Source organism: Synechococcus sp. A15-28, from assembly GCF_014280175.1.
Lineage (GTDB): Bacteria > Cyanobacteriota > Cyanobacteriia > PCC-6307 > Cyanobiaceae > Parasynechococcus.
Genome location: NZ_CP047931.1, coordinates 1,679,807 through 1,704,797, shown reverse-complemented (window position 1 = coordinate 1,704,797; position 24,991 = coordinate 1,679,807). Strand labels below are relative to the sequence as shown.

Sequence of the window (24,991 nt, the reverse complement as noted above, 5' to 3'; positions counted from 1 at the left end):
GGTGTTGACGCCCCCTCTGTAAAGGAGTTGTAGCAACCGCTACTGACAACGTTCACCTTGCTTCTGCAAGGCGCAGATCACCAGGCCAAGGAACGGGGACCTGGATTTCTGAGGAACCTCAAATGACCCTGACCTATCGCGGCCAGAAGTACGACCAGCAGAAAATGGCTGGCGCCTCTAACAAGCCTGCTCTGACCTATCGCGGCGTTTCATACGCCAAGTGATTCAGGCTTAATCAGAAGATCCAAAAACCCCTGCCTTTGGCGGGGGTTTCTTTTTGGCCGCCTCAGTTGCCGAGTCGATCAAGGGGTTTCATGCGCTAACGATGGCAGCGGATTTAGTGGTGGTGGAACAGAAACGCCAGCACATAGCCGACCACCAGACCTTTGGCAAAGGTCAGGGTCAAGTACTGGTACTTGCTGAGGCCCAAACGCTTTCGCACCATTTTGTGGAAGGTCCTGTCCCATGCAATAGCCCTAGCGATCGGGCCGGTGGTTTTGGTTTTCGTACCCATGCTTCAAGGACTGGGGACAGCTGCTTAGACCATATAAATGCCTAGCAAGGACCGCAGCTTCCACGAGGCGCAAGAAAAGCTAGTGGTTAGGGGTGGCACGTCTCTGCAAGAACGGCATACCGGCTTCTACGTCTCAGTTGGCAGTTAATTCACGATGACGTTGACCAAGTTTCCGTAGATCGAAAGGAGCTGTTGGCGCTTTCGATTCACTGGTTGCATGCGGCAGCAGCGAAAGGTTTGGAGAAAGGCAACTCAGGTGCATGCGTTGCAGCCTTCAGGGAACTAAACCTCCTGTGTGGACTGGGATCTCACGCGTATCCAGTCCATCGCCGTTGATTTTTTCGGAGTACCGTCTGGAGTGCCAAAAGTGACATTTAAGAAAAAACGGCCCCCAGCTTTGGCTGAGAACCGTTGGTATAACTAGCGCCCCCTGTAGGATTTGAACCTACGGCCGACTGCTTAGAAGGTAATTGGTCAGTAGGTGCTGGTAACGGGGTCAAATTCTCGTAATCACTGGAAAAACCTATTGGTGTAACTGGGCTAGCTGTCAGGCCATGCGCACAGAAGTTGCAACCCGTTCTTGACTGTTGCAACCATTCTGCGCACAATTCTGCGCACAGACCCGAGCAGCTGCCCCTAGGCAGTCGGTCATGCCCGCAAAGCGAGAACAGTGGTTCGTCACCGTCAGAAGGCAGCTGAAAGCTGAACACGGCTTTGGCTGGTCCATTCGTGACCACCGAGGCACGGTGCAATTGACCCGCCGGTTTGAAGACGACAGCAGATCTTCGGCATACCTGCCGTTGCCCTGGCGCAAGGACTCCGGCACACCAATCTTGAACTGGGTCACTGCCATCAGAAACCTGATGGAGCAGCAGAACCTGCCCCTCAAAAAAGCGGTTAAGCAGTACGGCGATTCCCTTGCTGATCCAAAGCAAGCAGCCGCAACCGTTAGGTCAGGTGAGAAGGCATGGAAGACAGCCCTTGAAGCCTTTATGGCGACGAAAAGCGGCTGCAGGCCCAACACCATTAAGTGGACCTCTGCACGGCTGCAGAAGCTCCTGAACACCGTTGGCACGGCTCCAAAACCACGCAACGCTGAAGCTGCTTTGAGGGCTTACGCCGCTCAGCACTTCTATGACGCTGATGGCAACGCTGTTGTCGCTGCAGGTGGCACTGGGCGTGCCAGGGCGCTGAAGGACTGCGTGGCGTTTCTGAAGTGGGCAACTAATCGTCAAATGCTGCCTGCGCGGTTTGTGCCTCCATCAGGTGCAGCAGATACGGAACTGATGCGTGAGCTGGTTGGTACGGCAACAGCTGAGGTTGAAGCTGCCAAGGCAACGCCACCGTTGAAGAGCCATCAGATCAGTGACCTGTTGGATGCTTTGGAAGAGGCAGGTCGGCACGACCTCAAGCTTTGCGTTGGATTGATCAGTTATCTGGGTTTGCGGCCTGGTGAAGTTTCCGTTTTGCAGGTCAAAGATGGTCAGGCAACCATCGGCCACATCAAGCGGAACCACCGCAACATGTTCAAACCAGCTAAGGCACCTGATCCAGTGATGCCGCTTGCAATTGCTGGTCGTCCTGCTGGTGAAGCGCAGCAGATGTTGGCTGCCTTCGAATCAGGATTGGTGCGGTTGCCCAAGGCTGTCAGAAATCAGATCGCCATGATCAGCGAGAAAAATAGTTTTCAAGGTGTTGGCGCTGAGGTTGGTCAGCAGCTGAATCGTTTTCCTTACTGGTGTGACGTAATCAAGGCAGGCAACCCCGATGTCACGGCGAACAGCTTGAGGCACGCCTGGGCCTTCAGGGCTCACATTGAATCTGAGAATCACATGCACGAACGGGTGGCCGCAAAGTGGCTGCGGCATTCGCTTTTGACGCATCTAAAGCATTACGGCCACTGGCTTGATCGCGAATCAATGGATGCAGCTTTGGCCAAAACGAACGCTGGTGTGTCCACCATCCCTGCCCCCTGAGTTTGTCCACAGGCCCCGTTGATAAACCCAGAAATAGTGTTGAAAAGGCCCGAAAAAGGCCAGATTTGGATCGTTGACACCATCTATGGTGGTAATTCAGTTGCAATCGGTTGCGACATCCTGTAAATATTGATCAGCGGCAATCAAGTCGCTTTGCAATTCAGTTCCGTCTACGGCGAAACACTGACCGGGCTATCGGGAGGTTCCACCCCCGATTTCAACTGTGTGAGTCACCGGTTACGCCGGTGGGGTCAGGAATAGCAGCTCTGCAATCCGCAAACAGTTCTGTATTCCTCTGATTCCAATGGAATTAACGAAGCCACGATTGGTTTTGAAGACGGTTGATGCTGCCAACGTGATGGCAATCAGCCAAGGCCACCTAAAACGCCAAATGGACACCAAAGGTGGTCCATTGATTGGTGGTGAGGATTATTTCCTTGGCCAACACAAGACCAGCCCAATTACTTGGGATGTTGATCGCTGCCGTGAAAAGTTTCACCGGCTTGGAATGCTCCGTCGTCAAGAGCAGGCATAAAAATGGCCGGAACAATTAGCTCCGACCTGGGTCCGTGGATTGAACCCAGTTTAGGTGACCCACTGCTATTTCAGCAGTTGGTAACTCCGGTGACATGCTGGCCGGAGCCTGAAGATTGGTGGCCCTCGGGTAAGGATTGTGCGCAGTTTGGTGCGCATTTTTTCCCTTTCGACTGGCAACAGGCTGAAAGGTGGTGCCATTACCTCAACCGTGATCCTGCTGATGTCCGCTACCGGGCACTACCGCGTGGCAATGGCAGGGCTTACAGCGGTTGGCTCAAAGATGACTGGCAAGACTTCCCGCTTGCTCAAGCCAAGGGCTACGGCCTTTACGCCGTGCCAAACCTTGGTGGCGACAAAGCCGCCGACATAACCAGCTGTCAGTCGCTGTTTGTTGAGTGGGACGACATTCCCATGCGGCAACAGTTCGCTAGGCCAGCAGAGGTTGGTCTGCCTGATCCAACGGTTTGCGTCGCAACCGGTGGCAAATCAGTCCACAGCTTCTGGACGCTGGAGCAGCCGATCTCAGTTCAACGCTGGCGTCCGTTGATGCAGCGGTTGATCAAGCACTGCAATAGCGACACAGCAATCAAGGATCCAAGCCGTCTGATGCGCCTGCCTGGTGGTTGGTACATCAGCCAGGACTTGAAAGTTGGCTGGCCATCAGTCATCAAGCCCGGCTGCTTCAAGCGTTATCCCGTTGAGCTGTTTGAAGAGTCGCTGCCGCCTTTACCTCCGCCAATTGAACGTCCACGGAAGGTTTATTCCGGGCCAGACAGCACCCTCTCTGAGATCGGCGAAGCACTGTCTGCCATCCCGCGACGTGTAGCTGGGCAAGGCAACTACAACCAGCACCGCAACATCTGCTGGGCAGTTGTGGATGCCTGCCATCAAGCCGGTTACAGCGATGAAACCGCTGTTGATCTGCTGGAGGCATGGTCGCCTTCAAAGCAGTGCGGTTGGGACATCAGCCAGATCGTGCGCAGTGGTGGCGCTCAGATCACGGCAGCAACGCTTTTTCACCACGCCATCAATAACGGTTGGAGGCGTCGTCATGACGACTGAGGCAATTCAGGCGGCTGTTGACCGCAATGAAATCACTATGTCTGAAGAGGGCGTTGAAGGTGCATCCAGGGTCATTGAGTTGGCTGCTGGTAGGGATGCCTTTACCTACGACAACCTGCTGCCACCCGATCTGGCTGCTGCTGTTGAGCTGATCAACCAGGAAGATCCAGCTGACGCCCTAACGGCAACGCTGATCTTTTTGGTTGGTTGTGCCGGACTGTTGAAGCTCGGCAACCGCGTCAAATGCAGCGCCCGGTACAGCGTGCCGATGAACCTGTTTATCGCCTCTGTAGGCCCTACTGGTTTGTCCAAGACAGGTCACACCACCAAGCTGATTGATGCCCCATCAGCCCACATTCGCCTTGATGCCAAAGAGCATCACGAGCGCATGGTTGTGCAGTGGGAACACGACTGCAAGGCCATCAAGAAAAAGGAAGACAGGCCACCTAAGCCGCTTCCGCTGTACCCACACATCAAGCAGTACACGCCTGAAGCTCTTGATGTTTGGCTCCCTCACTACGAGGCAAAACGCCTTGGTGCGCTGATCAAGCGTGAAGAGTTCAGCGCCTTGCTAAGGGCAATGGACGCTGACACCAAGCGTGGGCGCGGCACTGCTGAAGGGCAGTTTCTGGAGCTGTTCGATGGTGGTGGCAACACCAGCTACGGCGTTGTTGCTGGTGCTCGCCATTACGACGGCAGCATGGTTTCGGTGTTCGGCAACATCCAGCCGGATGCTTTGACAGAGCTGATCAATGGCAAAGATGCCACCGGCAAATTTGCACGATTGCTCTGCGTGAAGGTGCCGCTGGTTGGGCTCAACCTGCGTGATGAGGATGAAACCCCAGAAGAGGAAGCCGCGTTGCATGAAGCCCGCAAGGTGCTGGCTAAATACGCCGACCGCTTCCACAAATCACCACCACGCGTATACAAGCTCTCAGCGGAAGCCCGCCGTTTCTACAACCGCTGGTTTATGCCCCGGAATCTCAAGGCGATTGATCCATCAACGCCAAAGGTGATTTCAGCGATGTGGGGCAAAGCTGGTGCCCATGCGCTTCGGCTTGCGGGCAACCTGCACATGCTGTGGGTTGGTGAAGATCAAGAGATCAGCGTTGATCTGATGCGTCAGGCAGCGGCAATCGTTGATCAATGTCTCCAAGAGACAGAGCTGTTCCACAACCAGTCTGCTGACAGGGCGCTGCGGTACATGCAGCACATCAACTCCGTTAGCCAGGAGCTTGGTGAGGTGACCTACAAGCTCTCCCACGCCAAAGCGACGTGGAAGGGTGGGCGCACCTACAAAACCAAGGACTTTGCTGCCTGCGTGGAGATGCTCTGCGATCACGGTTACGGCGAAGTTGTTGAGGACACCAGCTCGCTGACCTACAGGTCACTGCGGCCAATGCCTGGTGACAGCACTAACAGCAAAAAACAACCCGTCTGTCAGCTGGAATCGATTGCAGCGCAGTCAGTTTCAAAGAAACGACGGTTTTGACACTGCTCCCACCGCTTGCAACACCCACTGTTGTGAGCGGTGCTGAATCCTTGTTTTCTTGTCAGATTCCCCCGGATCAGTTGCAGCGCAGTTGGTTCGGGGTGACACCAGTAATGTCAAGCCTTGTCAAAGGTGGGATGCGCACTCGAAACTCTTTCAGCGAAGATGGTTACAAGAAAGACCCATTCCTGAGTGGCATCACCAAGTAGGCCATACAAAACTCTTGGGACCAACGAAATCATTGAGCAGGCCGAGCAGCTACTTGCCTCTGCTGATACAAATAAACTCCGGCTCCTTCTTGAGGAGATATCCAAACGTAGAAGAGCTGAGAGAAAACTATCGACAATCAAAAAGAAAATTGAAAAGCAACTTTCAAGGAATGCTACTGCCCCTGGCTCTACAGCGGCTAGTTTTCATGAAGGAGAGGAACGGAACCAAGTAGACAAGCAAGAAGGGCACAAAAAGAATTTAGGCCATAATGCCGCTCAAAAAAAACCTGCTGCTGATAATCCATTAATTCCAAAGGCCGAGAGTAATTATCTTGAAAAGCATCCATTGCCAGAAAAAAAGGAAATATCAATCCATGAAATTCGTAAATCTGGGCCAGAGCTTATGGATACTCCCGATCCTTTGGTTTTTAATTTAGAGGAAAGTTCGGTTGATGGGCTTGATGTTTCTGAGATTTCTAGAAAGACTTGGGCGGAGCGTTTTTATCATGCACTTAACCAGCGAATATCTGACTCGAAGAAGAAGAGTTCTAAATCAATCTCCTTTCAACAAGGTAGGAAAGTTGTTGCTCTTACTTCAGCAGAAGACTCCATTGCATACATTGTAAATGTGTCTTCCCGAGCTGACGAGCTTTTCCCTGGTTCATCAGTGGTTTTGAGGACTGCCAATGGAAAAACAGATGGGCGAGTTGTTGCTATTAGTGGCGCCTCTAGCAATGAAGTGACATTGACAGTAGAGGAGGACTTGGGTGAGCACCTTAACGGCGGTGACATATCCGTTGACGATACCGCTATGGATATGTTTATTCGTGATTTGCTGGCGAGGGAATGTGGTATTTCAAGAAAGGGAGATAAGGATAAGAAGTCGACCAAGAAAGGATTGCTACTTGAATTTGCTTCCAACGTTTTGAGTAATCAATATCAATTACTGGATGAACCTATCAAGGCTTCTCATTTGGAGAAGCTGAATTCTTCTCAAGCCTCATTTATTGAAAAGGCTTTAAGTTATAATTTTTCAATTCTTTGGGGCCCTCCAGGGACAGGAAAAACGCAGACTCTTACTTCTGTAATTAAAAATCTTTGCGATGCGGGAGAGAAGACCTTGATCTGTTCAAATACAAATATGGCAGTTGATCAGGTCTTCTTGAAATGTTGTCGCGAGGATTCAAGGTCGTATGTTGATGAAAATAAGTTTGTTCGCATTGGCAATATTAGTCATAAAGACTTGATTAGAGACCATCGACAGCAAGTGACTGTGGAGGGTATCTCCGAGAAATTGGGACTTGAATTTAAAGAGGAAATCGCCCAGCTTCTGTCCAGAAAGAGTCACCTTATTGATCAAAGTAGTGACTTGTTAGATAAATCTTCTTTGTTTGATGAGCTTGATCGTGTAGGAGTTGAAATCCAGAGGTCAAAATCAGAGTTTTTGCAGACTCAAGCTCTAGCAAAGAGTCTACGAGATGAGATATCATCTTTAGAAGATTCTGCCAATGAACTTCGACAAAAATACAATGATAGAAGCTCGGGGCGAGGTGGATTAGGTGGTGTCTTCGGGAGAACTCCCGAAACTCTTAGAAGACAGATAGATGCATTAGAGAAAGATATATTGCATAAAAATTCTACCCTTGATGGCTATCGATCTAAGCTGCTGCGGTTAAAAGATCTATCGGAAGACCTTGCCACTCGTAATGTTGAAGTTTCTAGACAGCTCTCCGGTATTGATAGGGATTCTTTGAATGCAAGAGTTTTAAAGATTAAAGCAGATGTTGGAGATATTGATTCTAGATGTAGAAAGCTTGAAGAATCTCTTCAGGCACTTAAGCAGACGATTATAGAAAATTCTTTTGTTGTTGGTGCCACCCTTGCTAAGACATGTATGAACCTTGGTGATCTTGGATTTTACGATAATGTGATCATTGATGAGGCCTCGATGGCCTCTCTCCCAATGCTATTTGTTGCAGCATCAATTGCTAAAAAGCGAGTGATAGTGTCCGGTGATTTTTCTCAGCTCTCACCAATTTGTCAAACTGACAACAAGTTGATTAAGGATATTCTCGGTAAGAGTATCTTTGAGGTATGTGGTATCGAGGATGACGTTAGGTCTGGTTCTGGCTTGTCAAAAAACTTGGGATTTCTAGACACTCAGTATCGAATGCAGCCTTCGATATGTAATCTCATATCCGGCTATATGTACAACAACCAGCTCCATTCGGGTTTGAAGTCTGATCCTATAAACATTATCCATCCTCTTTTGGATTCGCTAGGGGAGCTTGTTTTAATTGACACCTCGCCTTTGCTTTCGTTTTCGTCTACGCCTGCTTCTGGCGGCAAGATAAACCTTCTTCATGCTTATATCGCTAGAAAGCTTTTGCTACAAGTAGCTGATTCCAATAATCTTTCTTTAGGGTATTGCACACCTTTCGCAGCTCAATCGCGCTTGTTCTCTAAGTTGCTTACGGAACAGGATCAAAAGGTTATTACCTCGGTGGGTACTGTGCACCAATTCCAGGGTGACGAACGTGATCTTCTTGTGTTTGATACTGTAGTTGCACAGTCTGAATCGAACTTCCTGGCCCCTTTTATTAATTCAATTAAGCCGCAGGATGAAGGTGCCAAGAATTTAAATGTAGCAATAAGTCGTGCCAAGAAGTCATTGGTTGTTTTGGCTGATCTGAATGTTCTTGATAAGCAATTGTCTAACTACTCTTTCTTACGGGAGGTGCTCTTTTCTATGCAGATGAAGGGACGTGTCGTTGATGCAAGAGCCCTTGTAGATAAAAGCGAGTTAGGCGCTATTGAGGCTCAACTCTCTGTAAATCACATTTCGGTCGCTAAGACCTCTATTCAGGATGGAATGGTGGATGAGACGTCGTTCTTTCCCCTGTTATATAAGAACATTGAAGAGGCAAAAAATACGATAGTTATATTCTCTGGATTTTTCACTCCTTCTCGTGTTGATGAGGTTCTCACTGTCCTTCGAAAACCTATTGAGGATGGTGTGACGGTAAAGTTTGTGCTGCCAACCAATCAAACAAATGGAAGCTTTGGTAGGTCTGATCCCAGTAAATCATTTGATCTTGTTCGCTTGATAAGAGATAGAGGTGTTGTGGTTGAGCAGAGGAACAAGCTTCACCAAAAAGCTGTGCTCATTGATGATGACTTGGCCTGGTATGGTTCTCTAAATCCACTTTCATTTGCTGGTTCTACGCTTGAGTCAATGTTGCTGGTAAGGCAGCCTGGAATAGCTCTCGAATTGGCTAAATCTCTTTCACTTCCTGGACCAGTTGCGCCCTCATCGATGGTCGATTGGGCACAATCAGAAAATCCTAAATGCCCTAAATGTGGTTCGAGAACGGTTTATGCGAAAAGTAGATTTGGCTTTTATTTTCCCTGTGAAGATCTACATTGCGATGGCAAAGCTCGTGCCCCCCGAAGATGATGACTTTCCCTTTTCAAGAGATATTATTCAAAACTCGTATGGATTGGAGCGGAGAATGACTCTATTGGTTATTGACATGGCCCAAACATTGGAAAGCATTTAATGACTCAATCCACTGAATCATCAATGAAGGGTCTGGATTCTATTGTTCTTCATGGCCAGACTTTCTTCTTTAAAGAGGGAGATTTTTATGACTTTTATTGGCATGACAATGCCGCAAGTGAACTCTATCCACACTTAAACCCCAAGCCACAATTCGAGGAACATGAATTTAATGAAGCCGGTTCTGAACTTGAAGAACACCATAAAACATGGGAGGAGATCACACTCCTATTGCTAATCACACAAGATGGGAGAGAGCTTGGCCCTGATGAAGTCGCTGAGCTATATGGATGCGATGACCCTTTGTGCGTAGGCGCAAGTGAATATAGAGACTTCCAGGAGGATGCGTTTTACGAATATTGATCCCTCTCTAATCGGGTCTTAAAAAAACGCTATCGACGCGCCACTGACATGTGCCCTGCAAGGTCTTATATAGTCCATCAACATCGAGCAAACGCTGACCACTAGGCATCTGGACATGCACATGGGCATCTAGCCAGCCGTCATTCATCAGCTTGTACAGCTGCGAACGGCTTTTATATCCAAGGTGCCTTGCAGCGGCACTCACACTCATGAGTTGCATTGCCTGTCTCCTGGTGTCTCTAAATGTCCAATATTTTGACAACCACTGTCTAAAGGATCAACGCGCCTTCGGATGACCCACAAAGGGCGCAAGAGAAAGGACCCGTTGCAGTCAACATCATCAAACCATTATTGGCAGTAGTACTTAATGGGTATTGAGCTATCATCATTTCCCAATGCAAGGGATTCTTCCCAGTCACTGCATGCCTCACTTATTCTTTCAAGTCTGAACAGGGCATACCCTCTGTCAAACAAGACATCCGCATGAATATCGGAGCGCCAAGCTTTTTCATCCGCTATTTTAGAGTCAATAGAAGCAGCCTTATTGTAGTCATCTAGCGCTGAGCTAAAATCATTTAATTGATATTTGAGATTGCCTCTCATACGCAAATTATTTGCATGCATAGGATCGATGTTTATAGCCATCGAGAAGTCCTGAATCGCGCCATTCAAATCTCCAATACTTCTCTTGGCAAGGGCCCTATTACCAATGGCATTTATGTGCTTAGGCTGGATTTCTATGGCTTGACTATAAGAGTTGATGGCTGACTTGAACTCATTCTGGTCATCATAGTTGTTTCCTAGAACGTAGTGATATTTAGCTACTTTGCTATTCATTCTAATTGCGCTGGACAAGTCTTCCTGGGCCTTTGCGAAATTATCAAGATCATTATGAGCGACCCCTCTCATGTAATAAGCCTCTGCACTTTCTTCGATATCTAATGCCTTAGTCGATTCTTCGATCACTATTGATTCTTTTCCTTTTTTATACAAGCTTTCCTCGGCTATCCGCAAATGCACAAAAGACGACGCCCCACATGCCTGAAGTAGAAGTCCAAGCATTAATGAGATGCTGATAGGCCGATTCATAAAACCCGAAACTTATCAAGAAACAGCTCCTCAATTTTAAGCCAGTCCTGATATTGCAGAAGAAATCCCGGGGTGTCCAAGCCCCGGGCCAGTACGCACCACAAGCAGGGCGCTGTCGCGTTTAAGCGCGCTGTTAACTCACTGTCAGGCTCTGGTGTTGCCGTGGCGATAGCCCCAGCCAGGACGACTGGCTTTGTCAGCTTCATGGTCAAGCTTCCGGCGCAGCAGAAGCTCGTAAATCATCTTCTGGGCACCGACAGCAGCTGCGAACTGGCCTGACTCTTCGGCCTTTAGAGAGATGCGTTGAAGGCTTGTCGCTATGTGGCAGATCAGGTGTTGAGCGTCGTGTGAATCAATGCTCAGTTGGAGCTGATCATGCGCCCAACGACAGTCCCGTTGGGCAGATGAACGTGAGCACCCCCATTGCGACATCTGTGCGGTCACAACGTCGCTGAAACCCTTTCCCTGACTGACTAGAGCCAACGCTGATTCACGGCGTCTGTGGCGTTCAGCTCTGCTGGTTCTGGCCATGGATCAGCCCCTAAAAAATCGATGTGTCTCTGTGGCGCCAAACAAGGGTTCAGCTCACTCCGCCACAGTTGCTCTCCTGAAAAAGGTCATACCGGATTTTCAAAGCTTCAGTACTGACGTTGGCCACTAACTTTGGCTTGGTGATTCCAAGCACCGAGTAATTCAAGCCATCTTTAAAGACCACTGATTGATCAACTGGATCAAAGGCAAATAGGTATCGATCAAAAGCAGCATGGTGGTTAGGGCAAAGAGGTATGCCATTGCTGAAATGATCCACACCATTCAAGGCCACAGGAACAATATGTGCAGCTTCTATCAAGGGCTTGATCTTCATCCCACAAACTTGACATTCTAAGCCGTGAGTACTGATAACAGATTCTTTAAAACCACCAGTCCTGGGGCGGTATTTAGTGGTCATTGATGCAATATCACGCTCGTCGATGACAGTATTATCTGATTCTAAATAGCCTTCCCTTCCCAAAGATCTGTAGCCGTGCTGTTGTCTTGAAATATGGGCAATAGCAATATTAAAAGCCACGTAATTAGGCCGCTTGAAGGTTCCATCCTCTCTTTGCGCACAAAATCCACACAGCTCGGCAATTTTGGCTCTACCAAATTCTGATTTGCCACGATGTTGAAGGTGAATTTCCTCCATAGCATCAACTTTGTCGTAAAGCTCTTGACCCAATAAAGCATTAGGGAGTGTTTTGTAACGCGACCTAAATCGTCTAGCAAATTCATCATTGTCAAGACCTACATACCAATAATGATCTTTCATGGTTTTACCTCTAGAGCCTCGCTGCGGCGTTGCTGACGTTGCTGCTTGGTGGTGATTGCCATGGTGATCAGCGGCGATTTATTGGGACAGCTGCAAAGCTCTGCTTGTCATTAGTTAATTGGCTCAACTAGGACGAGGTAAATCCAGTACTCACTATCTTCTCCATTGTCGGCTGCATTGTAAATTGCTTGTCCATCCAAAAGCTTAAGCAAAGCGCCTGAAACTTCTTGTCCATAGAACTCATCTGTTTTAAATGGACTTGCGTTGAATAGATCTTTATTGTCAGGAAAAGTCTGAGCTAGAATTGATATTTGCCTTACGAGTAAGGTTATTTCTTCTTTTGTGCGTTCTTTTTTTGCCCAAGCCCACTGCCAGGTGCCACGAATTGTATTGTATGAACCTACAGAAGCTATTTTGTATTTAAGCAATTCCTTGTTCGTTTTAATGTCTACAAACTTAATCCACCCTTCGACTAGATCGTATTCATACCTTGAGTTGTTGCCTACGGCCGCCTGAAACGTTGAATTAAATGCAGCTTGCTTTTCGCTCAACTCAAGCGCTGACTGCTCTATAAATTGATCGAAGCTAATTGGCATTGCAGTAGCTGGGAGAGCAAGAGAAAGGGCAACAGTTGCAGCTAGCAGGTGAAACACTTTTAAGGGTTAGAGAAACACTCTCTTTTCGCGTACACGTTTCTGCGTATACTCCTCAATTCTAAAACAAATCACATCTTCTGTCGAATAATGCCTTTCAATGATGCAGTCAAATCCACTCCGACTTGACTTGACAAGCTCAATAGCGGTTCTTGCCTTATGATAATTTTGCTTGTTATACAAATGATAGACAAACTTATTTTCATATGCCCCAACGTGGTCAGGCGATGCCTCTGTAGGAAGTGGGTTGAAACTCAAATTATGCAATACCGAGCAAAATGGATTTGAAATTCTTTTTCTATCTTCTTCATGAAAAAATGCGTAGCACCTATAAAACTGATGACTCCACTTATCGTATTGTGATTTAGCGGCCTGCCTGGCCTTTTCTCCTGCCAGGTATCCATCTTTTAGGGCACCAGTGAGTTCTACATTAAGTGGCTTATCAAAATCCATAGAGAGGGATGTGTTCTGTTGACAATGTAGTACTAAGTCTCATTTTCGTGTTAGCAGTAAAACCTCAAAGTAGACCGTGCTCTTTGAACATTGATACAACAGCTTCAAGCTGTTCGTCATCCCAGTGTGGCGACAGCTTGCTGATGCAGCGTTGAATAGTGGCCTTGCTGGTGATAAGTCGTCTCCCAGCGCAGGTACCGCTCCTTGCGATCAGTGCGCGGAAATTGCAACTCCACTCCCCGTGTAGTTGAGCTTGGGTCAAATCTGCGCACAATTCTGCGCACAAATGTTGGTTTTCAAGAAAAAACGGCTCCCAGTAAATCGCTGAAAACCATTGTTATGACTGTTAACGCCCCCTGATGGATTCGAACCATCGACCGACTGCTTAGAAGGCAGTTGCTCTATCCAGCTGAGCTAAGGGAGCTCCTAAAACCATTCTGACAGCCACCGGCTGCTCCTAGAGTTCAGGGCTCCTAAACGACATTGATGGCCCCACGTCGTCTCAGCGAAAGCGAGAAGCAGGACCTGGTGGGTCGTTACAAGGCGGGAGAGTCCACCGCTGCCCTTGCGGAGGCCTTTGGCTGCAGCCCAAACACCGTGACGCGCACGGTGAAGGCGTTGCTGCCCCCAGAGGCCTATGCCGCTCTCAAGGCCAGTCGCCAGAAGACCGGAACAATCACACCAACGCCAACGGTTGCTCCTGCCGCGGAAGAGGAGTCATCGGTTGATGCGGTGCAGGACGAAGACAACGATGAGGGCGCTTCAACACTGGCATTGGACGATGCCGACGACTTCGGTGAAGACACCGATGAGGTGAATGACGAGGAAGGGAGTACGGAGGACGATGTCTCCGCAGCGAGCCAGACCTTCACTGAACTTGTGCCTTTGGTGGGGGTGGCTGATCTCAGTGATCGGGTTCCAGTGGAGGTGCAGCCGCTGCTACCAGGGTGTCTGCCGAACAGCGTCTACATGCTTGTCGACAAGGTGGTGGAGCTGGATGCCAGGCCGCTGCGCGACTTCCCAGAGCTTGGTCACCTCGAGGAGTCTGAGCTCGACCGTGAGGGCCTGCTTCTGTACGGCAATCCCCGAGCCGCCAAGCGCCAGTGCGGTCGTAGTCAGCGGGTGATCAAAGTGCCGGACACGGCCGTGTTCGAACGCACGAGCGAATACTTGCTGGCGCGAGGGATCACCCGTCTGGTCATGGATGGCAGCCTGATCGCGCTGGATGCAGAGGCTCAGGGCTGATTGATCAATCCCAGCGTTGCTCGGGAAGCATCACAGCAGCAGCACTGCCGCCGCTGACCACACCAATCACCATCGAGAGTCCCACCAGGAAGCCTGTGGGCAGCGGCACCGATCGTGCGGGTCCAATCTGAATGCTGTGTCGGTCCTTCAGGTTCTGAGCCCCCAGGCACAACAGCAGCAACAGCACTGTCCCTGCCCCCAGGCTGATCAGCATCAGTCGGAGACGCAACAACATCGACCTCAGATGGACGCCCTCATTCTGACGGGTCCTGGTGAAGCAGGGAATACAAGCGTCGACGACTGATGCCGGTTTCGATGGCAAGTTGCCGAGCTGCATCACTGGGGCTCGCCCCTTCACCGATCCGTTGCTGCAGCCGTGCCAACAGCTCCTGGTCGTCGGGTTCTGACGGTGCTTGCTCTGGACAGCCCCCGAGCACAAGGGTGAATTCCCCCTGGGGGCGCAGGGACTGAAAGTGATCCAGCGCAGCCGCAATGGTGGGTCCCACCTGCTGTTCGTGTCGCTTGGTCAGTTCCCGCGCCACCTGCAGAGGGCGTTCGGAACCACAGTGCTCCGCCAGGCTTTGCAGGAGCGGCAGCAGCCGATGCGGTGCTTCATAGAGCACGGTTGTTCTCGGCTCTGTGGCGATCTGTTCCAGACGCTGTCGACGTTCCTTTCCTTTGACCGGCAGGAATCCCTCGAAGCAGAAGCGACCGCTGGGAAGTCCACTGCTGACGAGGGCTGTGGTGGCGGCACAAGGACCAGGGACGCAGATCACCTCAAAGCCTGCGCAACGGGCCTGCGCTGCCAGCTCCTCGCCTGGGTCGCTGATGCCGGGAAGGCCGGCATCGCTGATCACCGCCACACTGTCGCCATCGCTCAGCGCCTGCAGCAGCTGCGGCAGACGGGTGCGGGTGTTGTGCTGGTGGAAGGACAGTTTTCGTCCCTTGGCCTGAAGAGTGCTGAGCAGCTGACCGCTGTGGCGCGTGTCTTCACAGGCGATCACGGTCGCCCCAGCCAGCACCGCCTTGGCCCGCGGAGACAGGTCACCAAGATGACCGATCGGTGTGCCCACCAGATACAGGCATCCGGAGGCAGGCTCATCCCGCTGCATCACAATGGCCAGCGCCTGTTCTGATCATGATGCCAAGCTCTGCCGTTCTGCCCGTCGGCGTCAGCCAGGACGCTCTGTTGTCGGAACTCCGACGCCTCAGCTGGGGTGCCGCCGACATCCTGCGGGCTTACGCACGGGGAGAGCAACCGCCCCATGGGTTCCCCAAAGCCCTGAGCGTCGATGACGGCGGAGAAGGCCCCGTGTCCGCAGCTGATCTGGCGGTGAATCAATGGCTGCTGGATGGGCTGTCAGCTGCGTTCCCAAAGGCCGACTGGACCCTGCTCAGTGAAGAGACGGCCAAGGACCAGCTCACGGAAGGCCAACCCGTGCCGGCCGAGTGGCTTTGGATTCTCGATCCCCTCGATGGCACCAAGGATTTTCTGCAGGGCACGGGGGAATATGCCGTTCACCTGGCTCTGGTACTGGGTCAGCGGCCCGTGATCGGGGTGGTGCTGCTGCCGGAGGCCGACGAACTCTGGATCGGCATCGTTGGCGAAGGCGCCTGGTGTGAGGACCGCCAAGGGCAGCGTTCCCCCGTGCGGTTCAGCCCACGCACGGCGGTGTCGGATCTGATCCTCGTGGCCAGCCGCAGTCACCGCGACGACCGCTTGGTGAAGCTCATCGACGCCCTCGAGCTCGGCGGATCCAAGGCGGTTGGCAGCGTTGGCTTCAAGGTCGCCACGATCCTGCGCGGTGAGACCGACCTCTACGTGTCCCTGTCGGGTCGCAGTGCCCCCAAGGATTGGGACATGGCGGCCCCGGAAGCGGTGTTGCTGGCGGCAGGAGGCCGGTTCACCCACGCCGATCAGACCAACCTGACGTACAACACAGGTGATGTCCGTCAGGCCGGTTGCCTGATCGCCAGCCATGGAAAAGCCCACGCCGAGCTCGGAGAGCGTGCGACGCGGGCCATGGCCGAGATCGATCCCGGCTTTCAGGTGTGATCAGCTCAGGGGGGCCACCGGGGTGGGCTGAGGCTCGTCCCCGGAGCCATCGCCGCTCTGGGGCACGCCCCGGAGGGTGAGATTGATCCGGCCGCGATTGTCGATTTCGCGCACGCGAACGGTGACCTCGTCACCCACCTTCACAACGTCTTCCACCTTCTCCACCCGGGCTTCTGACAGCTGGGAGATGTGGATCATGCCTTCCTTGCCGGGAAGGATCTCGACGAAAGCACCGATGGGGATGATCCGCGTGATCGATCCGGAGAACACCTCGCCCTCGTTCACTTTGCGGGTGAGGCCTTCGATGATCTTCTGAGCTTCATCGGCCGCCGCTCCGTCATGGGAGGCGATGGTGACAATGCCGCTGTCCTCGATATCGATTTTGGTGTTGGTGCGCTCAGTGATGCCTTTGATCGTGCGGCCGCCGGGGCCGATCACTGTGCCGATCAGCTCAGGATCGATCCGGAAGCTCAGCAGACGCGGGGCATGGGGGGAGAGGCCCTCGCGGGGCGTGTCGATCGCCTCCAGCATCTTTTCAAGGATGTGCAGACGGGCTGGACGGGCCTGATTGATCGCCTCGGCGATCGTTTTCACCGGCAGACCGGTGACCTTCATGTCCATCTGCAGGGCGGTGATGCCCTTTTCGCTGCCGGCCACCTTGAAGTCCATGTCGCCGAGGAAATCCTCAATGCCCTGGATGTCGGTGAGGATGCGGATGTCGTCGCCCTCCTTGATCAGGCCCATGGCGGCACCGCTCACCGGTGCCTTGAGGGGCACGCCGGCATCCATCAGCGACAGGGTGCTGCCGCAGACGGATCCCATCGACGTGGAGCCATTGGAACTGAGCACCTCACTCACCACCCGCACCACATAGGGGAAGGTGTCTTTGGCGGGAAGCACAGGAAGGATGGCCCGTTCAGCCAGGGCACCATGGCCGATTTCACGGCGTCCAGGAGAGCGCATCGGCCGGGTCTCGCCGACGGAGTACGGCGGGAAGTTGTAGTGGTGCAAGTACAGCTTCTCGGTGCTGGGATGGAGGTCATCCATCTCCTGGGCATCGCTGGGGGTGCCCAGGGTGGCGGTGGAGAGCACCTGGGTCAGACCACGCTGGAACAAACCTGAGCCGTGTACCCGTCGAGGTAACACCCCAGCCATGGCACTGATCGCACGCACCTCATCAAGGGCGCGACCGTCCACCCGCTTGCCGTCCTTGAGGATCTGCTGACGCATCAGGGTTTTGGTCAGCGCCTTGAAGCTGTTGCCGAGCAGCTTCGAATTGGAGGCGATCGCCACACGGACGGCGTCATCCTCCTTCAGCCCAGCGATGGTTTCAGCGGCTTCAGCCTTGATGGCATCGAGGGCTTTGTCACGCTCGTCCTTGGTCTGTTCGAATTTCTTGAGCACCTCGCTGATGGCTTTGGTGCACTGTTTCTCCAGGTAAGCCGGCAACGTGGAGTCCTGTTGAGGCGTCTCGGGCTTCACCTGCTCGATACCCAGATCCTTCAGCAGTTGCTCCTGGGCTTTGATCAGTTCGCAGATCGCTTCATAACCGAAGTCGATCGCCTCGATGACATCCTGCTCGGGCAACTGGTTGCCTCCCGCCTCCACCATCACCACACCTTCCGGGGTGCCGGCGACGATCAGATCAAGATCCCCGCGTTCCATCTCGCGGTAGCTCGGATTGAGGACGAAGTCATCGCCGAGGAGGCCCACCCGCACGGCCGCCATCGGGCCGTTGAAGGGGATGCCCGCCAGCAGTGTGGCAATGGAGGCACCGGTCACCGCCAGCACATCCGCCGGGACCCGTTCGTCCAGAGAAAGACAGGTGGCCACCACCTGAAGGTCATCCCGGAGCCACCCAGGGAACAACGGCCGCATCGGCCGGTCAATCAGACGGGCTGTGAGGGTGGCGCGCTCAGGGGGCCGACCTTCACGGCGTTGGTAGCTGCCGGGGATCCGCCCTGCGGCGTACAGCCGCTCCTCGTAATCACAGATCAAAGGCAGAAAATCGATGCCTTCGCGTCCGCTGGAGCGGGTGGCGGTCACGAGGACGGCGGTATCGCCACATTCAACGAGAACGGATCCGCCCGCCTGGGGGGCAAATCGTCCGGTGGTCAGTCGAATCTCACGTCCGTCAAAGGAGATCGACTGGGTTTGTCCTTGCACGACGGTTTATGTCCACTTGTCAACGGATAGTTTGACATTTCACCGCATCCGGGCATCAAAAAAGGGGAGCCGAAGCTCCCCTTGCAGAACCATTCAGGCTGTTGGGTCCAAAGCGGATCTCACCAGCTGGACTTCACCACGCCGGGCAGCTCGCCTTTGTGTGCCCGCTCGCGGAACTGATTGCGGCACAGGCCGAAATCGCGGTAATAACCCCGGGGTTTGCCTGTGGCCCAGCAACGGTTGCGGATGCGGCTGGGGGCACTGTTGCGGGGTAGCGCCTGAATCTTGCGGTGAATCTCCAGACGATCCATCGGATCCTCGGCTGCATTGAACGCCGCCATCAGCGCTGCACGCTTGGCCCCATAGCGCTCGGCCATCTTCTTGCGCTTGACGTCGCGGGCGATCATCGACTTCTTGGCCATGCAGCTCTGGAGCAGCGATAGGACGAACCAGTGAGTTTACATTGCAGGTTGACCGGACTTCAGCGCTGGCCCATCAGCTGCTGCACGACGGACAGCTGGCTGGTGTCCCTCACGATCAGCACCAGGGTCAGCCCAACGATCAACAGGAACCCCGATTGCGCCACCGCCAGTTGAAGCCGCTCGGGTACCGGGCGCCCCCGGATCGCCTCAATCCCCAGCAGCAGCATCTGTCCACCATCCAGCAGTGGCAGAGGCAGGGCGTTCAGCACCGCCAGATTGATCGAGATCAGCGCCATGAACAGCACCAGGCCTGAGCCTCCCTGCTCACTGAGTTGAGCCCCCATTTCCACGATCTTCACAGGACCGCTCACCTGACTGGCGGTGGCACGGAAGTTGGTGATCAGCCCTCCGTAACCAGCCACTGTCTGTTTCAGCAGGTTCTGGAATTCGCCCAGGGTGTAACTGATCAACTCTCCAGGGTTGGCGGCTGTTCTGGAGTCCCCGCTGAGGTTCATTTGGAGTTGGGCACCGATGCGTCCCTGCCCCTGCTGATTGAGCGGCGTCATGTTGATCACCTCCAATTGCTGATCCCGCTGGCGTTGGAGCCGGAGCGTCTGATCCGGGGAGCTCTTGATCGTCTGCACCATTGATCTGACGCCCTCCTGGCCGGCGGAGAGAGGGTCCCCTTCCAGGCTCAGGACACGGTCCCCCGGGGTCAGCCCTGCGCGATCAGCCGCTCCTCCGGGTTGCACCGCCACCACCAGCACTCCAGGGTCCGGTTCCGCCGGTAACCCCACCAGGGCAGCCTGTCCAAACAACACCACCAGTGCCAGCAGCAGGTTGGCGAGCACTCCTGCTGCAATCACGAGGGCTCGCTGGGGAATGGGGCGGTTGCGCAGCAGATCCGGATCATCGGCAGGGATGGTGCTGTCCTCGTCGTCATCCGGAAAGGCCACGAAGCCGCCCAGGGGGAGCGCCCGGATCGCGTAGGTGACACCGCGTCGCTGGCGCTTGATCAGCGCTGGGCCGAAGCCGATGGAGAAGCCGCTGACGCGAATCCCCTGCAGGGTGGCGGCGAGGAAATGGCCTGCCTCGTGGATGACGATCAGCAGCGCCAGAACGGCCATGGCCGCAAACACATTCATGCCGCTCTCAATCGCGCAATCGGGTCATTCTGGCTGGAGTCGATCACAGCCGACGTAGGGCATCAGCGCTTTGGGCAGCAGAACACTGCCATCGGGTTGCTGGCCCGTTTCCAGCAGGGCTGCCATGGTGCGGCCCACGGCCAGGCCGCTGCCATTAAGGGTGTGCACGAGTTTCGAGGCTTTGCCTTCTTTGGTTCGAATGGCGGAGCGTCGGGCCTGGAAATCACCGCAGACACTGCAGCTTGAGATTTCCCGATAGGCCGCGGCACCCGGCAGCCACACCTCGAGGTCGTAGGTGCGTTGCGCTGAGAAGCCGATGTCTGCGGTGCAGAGATCAAGCACCCTGTAGGGCAGTTCCAGCGCCTGCAAAACGGCCTCCGCATCGGCGGTGATCTGAGCGTGAGCGTCTTCGGAGTGGTCCGGGTGAGCGAACCAGTAGAGCTCCACCTTGTTGAACTGGTGCAGACGGATCAGCCCGCGGGTATCTCGTCCGTAACTTCCGGCTTCCCTGCGGAAGCAGGGGCTGTAAGCCGCGTAACGGAGAGGCAGTTGATCGGCGGGGATGATTTCGTCGCGATGCAGTGAGGTCACCGGCACCTCGGCGGTGGGGGTGAGCCAGAGGTCGTCTTCAGAGCAGCGGAAGCAGTCATCGGCGAATTTGGGCAGTTGGCCCGATCCCGTGAGGCTGGCGCTGTTCACCAGCACTGGAGGCAAAACTTCCCGGTACCCCTTGCTGGTGTGCAAATCCAGCATGAAGTTGATCAATCCCCTCTCCAACCGAGCTCCCTGGCCGATCAGGGTGACGAAACGGCTCTGGGCGATGCGGACGGAACGCTCCGTGTCGAACAGGTGAAGTCGCTCGGCGATCTGCCAGTGCTCCTCCAGCCCCTCCTCCTGTCGCGGGTTGCCCCAGCGGCGCAGCTCGACGTTGTCGCTCTCGTCCTTGCCATCCGGGCAGTCCGGTGAGGGCAGGTTGGGGTAGGTGAGCAGCTGTTCCTTCAACTGTGTGGAGAGGTGCTTCTCCTCCTCTTCCAGCACAGCCACTTTCTGCTTGATGGCGTTGCCCTGTTGCCGGAGTTCGGCGACCTCCTCACCTTTGGGGTCGGCCCCCCCTTTGATCTTCTGGCCGACCTCCTTGCCGATGCGGTTGCCCTCGGCCTGCAGCCCACTGCGCTCCTCTTCCAGCTTGCGCTGTTGCTGAGCGATCACCTGAAGGCGGGTGAGATCCACGGCCTTGCCACGACGTCCCAATTCAGTGGCGATGACGTCGGGGTTCTCACGCACCAGGCGCTGGTCGAGCACGGATCCTGCAGAGGAGGCGCCGGCAGCCTATGGCAGGCCGATCAGAGAACCTGTCCGAGCATCACGGCAGCTACGGCAGAGAAGACGGTGATGCCGAGTGCCGTGATCGGATTCTGTCCCTGGGCCACGGCCATGGTGGTGATCACACCAGCTCCGAGGCAGGCAACAGCGAGCTGAGAGGTGATGTCGTTCTGGCGTTCCACGGGTTGAAATCGATTGATCGGACCGTAGGGATCGCTATTAATCAAGTCTTCACCCGAGGCCGCGTTCGTTACGTGGGGTCAGGCTTCGTTACGTCCCGCAATGGAGGCGGGTCGGGCACGGCCGCTGGAGGCCCATGCCTGAAGGGCCTCCAGCTGTTCCCGTGCTGTTCGGGACAGGGGGATCAGCTGGGAGGCAGCGCGGATCAGGTCGGTTTCATTCAGCTCCCTGCCTTCTGCGAACGCCAGATGCATCGCTTCGATCACGGTCTGCTCCAGCTCAGCTCCGGAAAATCCGTCAGAACGACTGATCACCGTGTCCAGCGGCAGCTGCAGCCCTGGGCGTCGTCGATTGAGGTGCAGGCTGAGAATGCTGTGACGCTCTTCCGTGGAGGGAAGGTCCAGCAGGAAGATCTCGTCAAAGCGCCCCTTCCTCAGGAGTTCCGGCGGCAGCTGGTCGACACCATTGGCCGTGGCGACCACAAACACCGGCGATTGCTTTTCGGCCATCCAGGTGAGCACGCTGGCCAGCACCCGCTGACTCGTGCCGCCGTCGCTGCGGCCATCGCCGCCGAAGCCCTTGTCGATTTCATCAATCCAGAGAACACAGGGGGCCATGGCTTCCGCCCGCTGGATCGTTTCACGGGTGCGGGCTTCACTGGCACCAACGAGCCCCGCGAACAGCCGCCCCACATCCAGACGAAGCAGGGGCATCGACCAGCTGCGGGCGATGGCCTTCGCTGTGAGCGATTTTCCAGTCCCCTGGGGGCCCACCAGCAGCACGCCCCGAGGCATGGGGAGTCCGAAGCGACGAGCCTCGTCGGAAAAGGCACGATGACGCTGCTGCAACCAGTCCTTGAGCGCAGCCAGTCCACCGATCGCATCCGTGCCGGTCTCCGTGACGCAAAACTCCAGCACCTCGCTGCGGGCAATGCTCTGACGCTTCTCCTCGAGAACCTCCTCCAGGTCATCAGCGCCAAGCTGCCCACGACGGGCCAGAGCTCGGGCAGCCACCTGGCGGACCCGCTGTTCACTGAGGCCGCTGCAGGCTCGGGTGAGCTCCTCGAGCACTGTCGGCTCCAGAGGGACCCCGCTGCTCTGGCTGATGGTGTTCAGCAGCCTGCGGAGCTCATCGCTGTCCGGTAAAGGCAGATCCAGAAGGGTGAGGGCTTCTTCAAGGTCTGCTGGTGGCGACCAGCTGCCGCTGCAGAGCACCAACGTGTGGGATGTGCTGCGCAGTGCCTGCTGAAGGTTGCGCAACATCCTGGCGATGCCGGGGTCATCGCAGAAGCGATGGAAGTCTTTGACCAGGAGGAGGGTCGGCTTGCTGCTGTCCAGCTCCCGCAGCCATTGCAGCACCGCCATTGGCTGACGGCTTCCCAGTCCTTCGACGTTCAGAACGCCTTGAAGGCCGTCGATGAAATCCCAGCAACCAAGCTGGTGCTGCAGCCGAGTCGCTGTCTGCCGCAGCAGGGCTTCAACCCGCGCCTCCTCGTTGCTGCGAATCCAGATCAGAGCTGTTCTCGCCCGGATCATCAGATCCAACTGATCCCCCCAGATGGTGCCGGCGGTCATGGCTGTTGCAGATTTCGGAGGACCGACCAGCGGGGATCGATCGCCTCATCCACCTCGTTCACAACCGTTTCCCGACGGAGCGGCGGTCCCGGACAGTGTTCGCCGCAGTGATTCACAACGGGCAGCTGCAGATTGAGGTGTTCGAACACCCATTGCTGGGGATCGAAATCACCCCTCGGGTCGAGGCATTCGACCAATCCTTCGATCTCGGAGATGTCCTCGGACTCCTGAAGATCGTCTTGAGTCGGTGGCGCCTCACCCAGCCAGATCAGTTCGGAGCTGGTGCAACGCAGCTGTTGGTTGAACTGACCGAGACAGCGATCGCAGCGCAGGGTCACGATGGTGCTGAGTTCTCCCTCCACCATCAGGACATTGCCGCGATGTTCGGCGCTCAGTTGCCCCCGAACAGGGGTTAATGACGGCAATTGATCCAGATGGCCTTCGACGGACCAGTGGCGGGGAGCACCCAGCACCCGGAGTTCCTGAAGAGCAACAGGCTCCAGGCCTTCAATCATTTGCCGCCTTTGGGTTCAAAGGGAAGGCGTGAATCGCCACCGCCCACAGAGGTCGCCGTGGCGGGCACCGTCTGCTGAGTCATCTGCTGATCCAGGATTTTCTGCAGGTTGTCTGGCAAGGCTTCACGGGTGAGCAGGAAGGTCTGCAGCGCCTGGAAAATGTTGGCGATCACCATATAGAGCAGAACGCCGGCGGGAAGCGGAAAGAACAGGAACATGCCCGTGATCATTACGGGAGTGATCTTGTTGGCGGTGGACTGCTGGGGGTTGGCGGGCATGCCCATCCCAGACAGCAGCTGAGACAGGAACAGGGTGATTCCGAAGCCTCCGACGAGGATGGCGATGTCCCAGTTGATGTCTCCGTCGGCGTAGAAGCCCACCTGGCCCAGAGCCTTGATGAACAGGAAACCGCTGCGGGCTGCCAAGCCAGGGATCTTGGCTTCCGCGGTGGCATCACCGGCGGCCAGGGCGGTGATAGTGCCGTCGTCGCTGACGCTCACCACGTCATCCCCTTTGGTGATCGACCAGTTGGGGGCAAATCTTGAGGGGTTGTCAACGGCTGTGAGCACGTCGTCAAAGCCTCGACCATCTTTGGTGTGGAGGTTCACGGTGGCGCTGTCGCCGACGCCGAGCTTGGTTCCGCGGGGAAGGCTGGCGATCACAGGAACGTGATCGGTTTCACCGATGAAGATTGAATGGCTGGCGCTGTTGAAGGGCTTCGGCTCGACGGCCGCGATCTGATCGGCGGGCAGAACCTTGAGATTGATCGTGTAGGGAACGTCAGCGAATGGTGATCCCCGCAGCGTGGCGAACAGGGCGAAGAGGATCGGCATCTGCACCAGCAACGGCAGGCATCCCGCCAGGGGACTGCCGAATTCCTTCATCACCTTGCCGAGTTCCTCCTGCTGTTTCTGCAGGTTGTTGGCATAACGGCTTTTGATTTCAGCCTGTCGCTTCTGGATGACGGGCTGGGCGATGCGCATGCGCCGGGCGCTGCGGATCGATCCGGCGCTGAGGGGGTAGAGGGCAACGCGGATCACGATTGTGAGAGCCACGATCGCCAGGCCGTAACTGGGAACCAATCCGTAGAAAAAATCCAGGATCGGGATCAGCAGGTTGTCGGAGATGTACCCGATCACGTTGTAAGAC

Annotated in this window: 24 protein-coding genes and 1 tRNA gene; 9 read left to right on the top strand and 16 right to left on the bottom strand. The window is 54.7% G+C overall.

Annotation, left to right across the window (positions count from 1 at the left end; translation table 11 throughout):
• Positions 1-122 precede the first annotated feature (122 nt).
• Positions 123-224 (top strand): DUF4278 domain-containing protein, encoded by a 102-nt coding sequence (locus tag SynA1528_RS09790; RefSeq protein WP_186586596.1) that lies wholly within the window; start codon positions 123-125, stop codon positions 222-224.
• Between the two features lie 113 nt (positions 225-337).
• Here the strand turns inward: SynA1528_RS09790 and SynA1528_RS09785 are convergent, their stop codons facing one another.
• Positions 338-514 carry a hypothetical protein gene (locus tag SynA1528_RS09785; protein WP_186588546.1) on the bottom strand — a complete coding sequence of 59 codons (177 nt, stop codon included), beginning with the start codon at positions 512-514 and terminating at the stop codon, positions 338-340.
• Positions 515-1,314: 800 nt separating this feature from the next.
• On the opposite strand from SynA1528_RS09785, the gene SynA1528_RS09780 reads away from it, so the two are divergent.
• The 6 genes from SynA1528_RS09780 to SynA1528_RS09755 all read left to right on the top strand — a co-directional run bounded on the left by SynA1528_RS09780 (position 1,315) and on the right by SynA1528_RS09755 (position 9,712).
• Positions 1,315-2,490, top strand: coding sequence for a site-specific integrase (locus SynA1528_RS09780; protein ID WP_186586595.1), 1,176 nt, complete (start codon positions 1,315-1,317; stop codon positions 2,488-2,490).
• Positions 2,491-2,794: 304 nt separating this feature from the next.
• Positions 2,795-3,025: a hypothetical protein gene (locus SynA1528_RS09775; RefSeq protein WP_186586594.1), complete on the top strand. Its 231-nt coding sequence runs from the start codon at positions 2,795-2,797 to the stop codon at positions 3,023-3,025.
• An 89-nt stretch (positions 3,026-3,114) separates the two neighbouring features.
• Entirely contained in the window at positions 3,115-4,089 is a 975-nt protein-coding gene (locus SynA1528_RS09770; protein WP_186586593.1) for a hypothetical protein, read from the top strand.
• The gene (locus SynA1528_RS09765) at positions 4,079-5,581 is read left to right on the top strand and encodes a DUF3987 domain-containing protein (RefSeq protein ID WP_353616613.1); all 1,503 of its coding nucleotides are present in this window, start codon (positions 4,079-4,081) and stop codon (positions 5,579-5,581) included. Before SynA1528_RS09770 ends, SynA1528_RS09765 begins: the two co-directional genes overlap by 11 nt.
• Positions 5,582-5,773: 192 nt before the next feature.
• Positions 5,774-9,247, top strand: a complete 3,474-nt coding sequence (locus SynA1528_RS09760; protein WP_186586591.1) for an AAA domain-containing protein — start codon at positions 5,774-5,776, stop codon at positions 9,245-9,247.
• 126 nt (positions 9,248-9,373) lie between these two features.
• Entirely contained in the window at positions 9,374-9,712 is a 339-nt protein-coding gene (locus SynA1528_RS09755) for a hypothetical protein (RefSeq protein WP_186586590.1), read from the top strand.
• A 348-nt stretch (positions 9,713-10,060) separates the two neighbouring features.
• Here SynA1528_RS09755 and SynA1528_RS09750 read toward each other — a convergent pair whose 3' ends face one another.
• The 5 genes from SynA1528_RS09750 to SynA1528_RS09730 all read right to left on the bottom strand — a co-directional run bounded on the left by SynA1528_RS09750 (position 10,061) and on the right by SynA1528_RS09730 (position 13,640).
• A complete protein-coding gene (locus tag SynA1528_RS09750; protein ID WP_186586589.1) occupies positions 10,061-10,801 on the bottom strand; it encodes a tetratricopeptide repeat protein in 741 nt (246 codons plus the stop codon).
• A gap of 580 nt (positions 10,802-11,381) precedes the next feature.
• Positions 11,382-12,110 (bottom strand): HNH endonuclease, encoded by a 729-nt coding sequence (locus SynA1528_RS09745; protein WP_186586588.1) that lies wholly within the window; start codon positions 12,108-12,110, stop codon positions 11,382-11,384.
• Positions 12,111-12,220: 110 nt separating this feature from the next.
• Complete coding sequence (locus SynA1528_RS09740; protein ID WP_353616611.1) at positions 12,221-12,706, bottom strand: DUF6882 domain-containing protein; 486 nt, start codon at positions 12,704-12,706, stop codon at positions 12,221-12,223.
• A 66-nt stretch (positions 12,707-12,772) separates the two neighbouring features.
• Complete coding sequence (locus tag SynA1528_RS09735) at positions 12,773-13,216, bottom strand: hypothetical protein (protein WP_186586586.1); 444 nt, start codon at positions 13,214-13,216, stop codon at positions 12,773-12,775.
• A 350-nt stretch (positions 13,217-13,566) separates the two neighbouring features.
• A tRNA-Arg gene (locus SynA1528_RS09730) sits at positions 13,567-13,640 on the bottom strand.
• A gap of 62 nt (positions 13,641-13,702) precedes the next feature.
• Here SynA1528_RS09730 and SynA1528_RS09725 point away from each other — a divergent pair.
• On the top strand, positions 13,703-14,461 hold the full coding sequence (locus SynA1528_RS09725) for a helix-turn-helix domain-containing protein (RefSeq protein WP_186586585.1): 759 nt from the start codon (positions 13,703-13,705) through the stop codon (positions 14,459-14,461).
• 4 nt (positions 14,462-14,465) lie between these two features.
• On the opposite strand, the gene SynA1528_RS09720 is transcribed toward SynA1528_RS09725, so the two are convergent.
• Positions 14,466-14,696, bottom strand: coding sequence for a hypothetical protein (locus tag SynA1528_RS09720; RefSeq protein ID WP_186586584.1), 231 nt, complete (start codon positions 14,694-14,696; stop codon positions 14,466-14,468).
• A gap of 19 nt (positions 14,697-14,715) precedes the next feature.
• On the bottom strand, positions 14,716-15,573 hold the full coding sequence (gene rsmI, locus SynA1528_RS09715; RefSeq protein WP_186586583.1) for a 16S rRNA (cytidine(1402)-2'-O)-methyltransferase: 858 nt from the start codon (positions 15,571-15,573) through the stop codon (positions 14,716-14,718).
• Between the two features lie 26 nt (positions 15,574-15,599).
• Between rsmI and SynA1528_RS09710 the strand changes: the two genes are divergently transcribed.
• Positions 15,600-16,517, top strand: a complete 918-nt coding sequence (locus SynA1528_RS09710) for a 3'(2'),5'-bisphosphate nucleotidase CysQ family protein (RefSeq protein ID WP_186586582.1) — start codon at positions 15,600-15,602, stop codon at positions 16,515-16,517.
• Here SynA1528_RS09710 and SynA1528_RS09705 read toward each other — a convergent pair whose 3' ends face one another.
• From SynA1528_RS09705 to yidC, 8 genes are all read right to left on the bottom strand, one after another.
• Positions 16,518-18,683 (bottom strand): polyribonucleotide nucleotidyltransferase, encoded by a 2,166-nt coding sequence (locus SynA1528_RS09705; protein WP_186586581.1) that lies wholly within the window; start codon positions 18,681-18,683, stop codon positions 16,518-16,520.
• Between the two features lie 119 nt (positions 18,684-18,802).
• Entirely contained in the window at positions 18,803-19,105 is a 303-nt protein-coding gene (rpsN, locus tag SynA1528_RS09700; protein WP_186586580.1) for a 30S ribosomal protein S14, read from the bottom strand.
• A gap of 59 nt (positions 19,106-19,164) precedes the next feature.
• Positions 19,165-20,250, bottom strand: a complete 1,086-nt coding sequence (gene rseP, locus SynA1528_RS09695; RefSeq protein WP_186586579.1) for an RIP metalloprotease RseP — start codon at positions 20,248-20,250, stop codon at positions 19,165-19,167.
• 24 nt (positions 20,251-20,274) lie between these two features.
• Entirely contained in the window at positions 20,275-21,552 is a 1,278-nt protein-coding gene (gene serS / locus SynA1528_RS09690) for a serine--tRNA ligase (RefSeq protein WP_186586578.1), read from the bottom strand.
• Positions 21,553-21,593: 41 nt separating this feature from the next.
• On the bottom strand, positions 21,594-21,800 hold the full coding sequence (locus SynA1528_RS09685) for a hypothetical protein (RefSeq protein ID WP_186588544.1): 207 nt from the start codon (positions 21,798-21,800) through the stop codon (positions 21,594-21,596).
• A 33-nt stretch (positions 21,801-21,833) separates the two neighbouring features.
• Positions 21,834-23,327, bottom strand: coding sequence for a Ycf46 family AAA ATPase (locus SynA1528_RS09680; protein ID WP_186586577.1), 1,494 nt, complete (start codon positions 23,325-23,327; stop codon positions 21,834-21,836).
• On the bottom strand, positions 23,324-23,842 hold the full coding sequence (locus tag SynA1528_RS09675) for a YceD family protein (RefSeq protein ID WP_186586576.1): 519 nt from the start codon (positions 23,840-23,842) through the stop codon (positions 23,324-23,326). Before SynA1528_RS09675 ends, SynA1528_RS09680 begins: the two co-directional genes overlap by 4 nt.
• Positions 23,839-24,981: a membrane protein insertase YidC gene (gene yidC, locus SynA1528_RS09670; RefSeq protein ID WP_186586575.1), complete on the bottom strand. Its 1,143-nt coding sequence runs from the start codon at positions 24,979-24,981 to the stop codon at positions 23,839-23,841. The genes SynA1528_RS09675 and yidC overlap by 4 nt, the downstream gene beginning before the upstream one ends.
• Between the last annotated feature and the right edge of the window lie 10 nt (positions 24,982-24,991).

Bases quoted from the DNA above. Each gene is read 5' to 3' on its own strand.
- SynA1528_RS09755 (WP_186586590.1), top strand. From the start codon at position 9,374: ATGAAGGGTCTGGATTCTATTGTTCTTCATGGCCAGACTTTCTTCTTT.
- rpsN (WP_186586580.1), bottom strand. From the start codon at position 19,105: ATGGCCAAGAAGTCGATGATCGCCCGCGACGTCAAGCGCAAGAAGATG.
- SynA1528_RS09790 (WP_186586596.1), top strand. From the start codon at position 123: ATGACCCTGACCTATCGCGGCCAGAAGTACGACCAGCAGAAAATGGCT.
- SynA1528_RS09785 (WP_186588546.1), bottom strand. From the start codon at position 514: ATGGGTACGAAAACCAAAACCACCGGCCCGATCGCTAGGGCTATTGCA.
- SynA1528_RS09740 (WP_353616611.1), bottom strand. From the start codon at position 12,706: ATGCCAATTAGCTTCGATCAATTTATAGAGCAGTCAGCGCTTGAGTTG.
- SynA1528_RS09710 (WP_186586582.1), top strand. From the start codon at position 15,600: ATGATGCCAAGCTCTGCCGTTCTGCCCGTCGGCGTCAGCCAGGACGCT.
- SynA1528_RS09735 (WP_186586586.1), bottom strand. From the start codon at position 13,216: ATGGATTTTGATAAGCCACTTAATGTAGAACTCACTGGTGCCCTAAAA.
- SynA1528_RS09680 (WP_186586577.1), bottom strand. From the start codon at position 23,327: ATGACCGCCGGCACCATCTGGGGGGATCAGTTGGATCTGATGATCCGG.
- SynA1528_RS09725 (WP_186586585.1), top strand. From the start codon at position 13,703: ATGGCCCCACGTCGTCTCAGCGAAAGCGAGAAGCAGGACCTGGTGGGT.
- rseP (WP_186586579.1), bottom strand. From the start codon at position 20,250: ATGAATGTGTTTGCGGCCATGGCCGTTCTGGCGCTGCTGATCGTCATC.
- SynA1528_RS09765 (WP_353616613.1), top strand. From the start codon at position 4,079: ATGACGACTGAGGCAATTCAGGCGGCTGTTGACCGCAATGAAATCACT.
- SynA1528_RS09775 (WP_186586594.1), top strand. From the start codon at position 2,795: ATGGAATTAACGAAGCCACGATTGGTTTTGAAGACGGTTGATGCTGCC.
- SynA1528_RS09750 (WP_186586589.1), bottom strand. From the start codon at position 10,801: ATGAATCGGCCTATCAGCATCTCATTAATGCTTGGACTTCTACTTCAG.
- rsmI (WP_186586583.1), bottom strand. From the start codon at position 15,573: ATGCAGCGGGATGAGCCTGCCTCCGGATGCCTGTATCTGGTGGGCACA.
- SynA1528_RS09745 (WP_186586588.1), bottom strand. From the start codon at position 12,110: ATGAAAGATCATTATTGGTATGTAGGTCTTGACAATGATGAATTTGCT.
- SynA1528_RS09675 (WP_186586576.1), bottom strand. From the start codon at position 23,842: ATGATTGAAGGCCTGGAGCCTGTTGCTCTTCAGGAACTCCGGGTGCTG.
- SynA1528_RS09720 (WP_186586584.1), bottom strand. From the start codon at position 14,696: ATGTTGTTGCGTCTCCGACTGATGCTGATCAGCCTGGGGGCAGGGACA.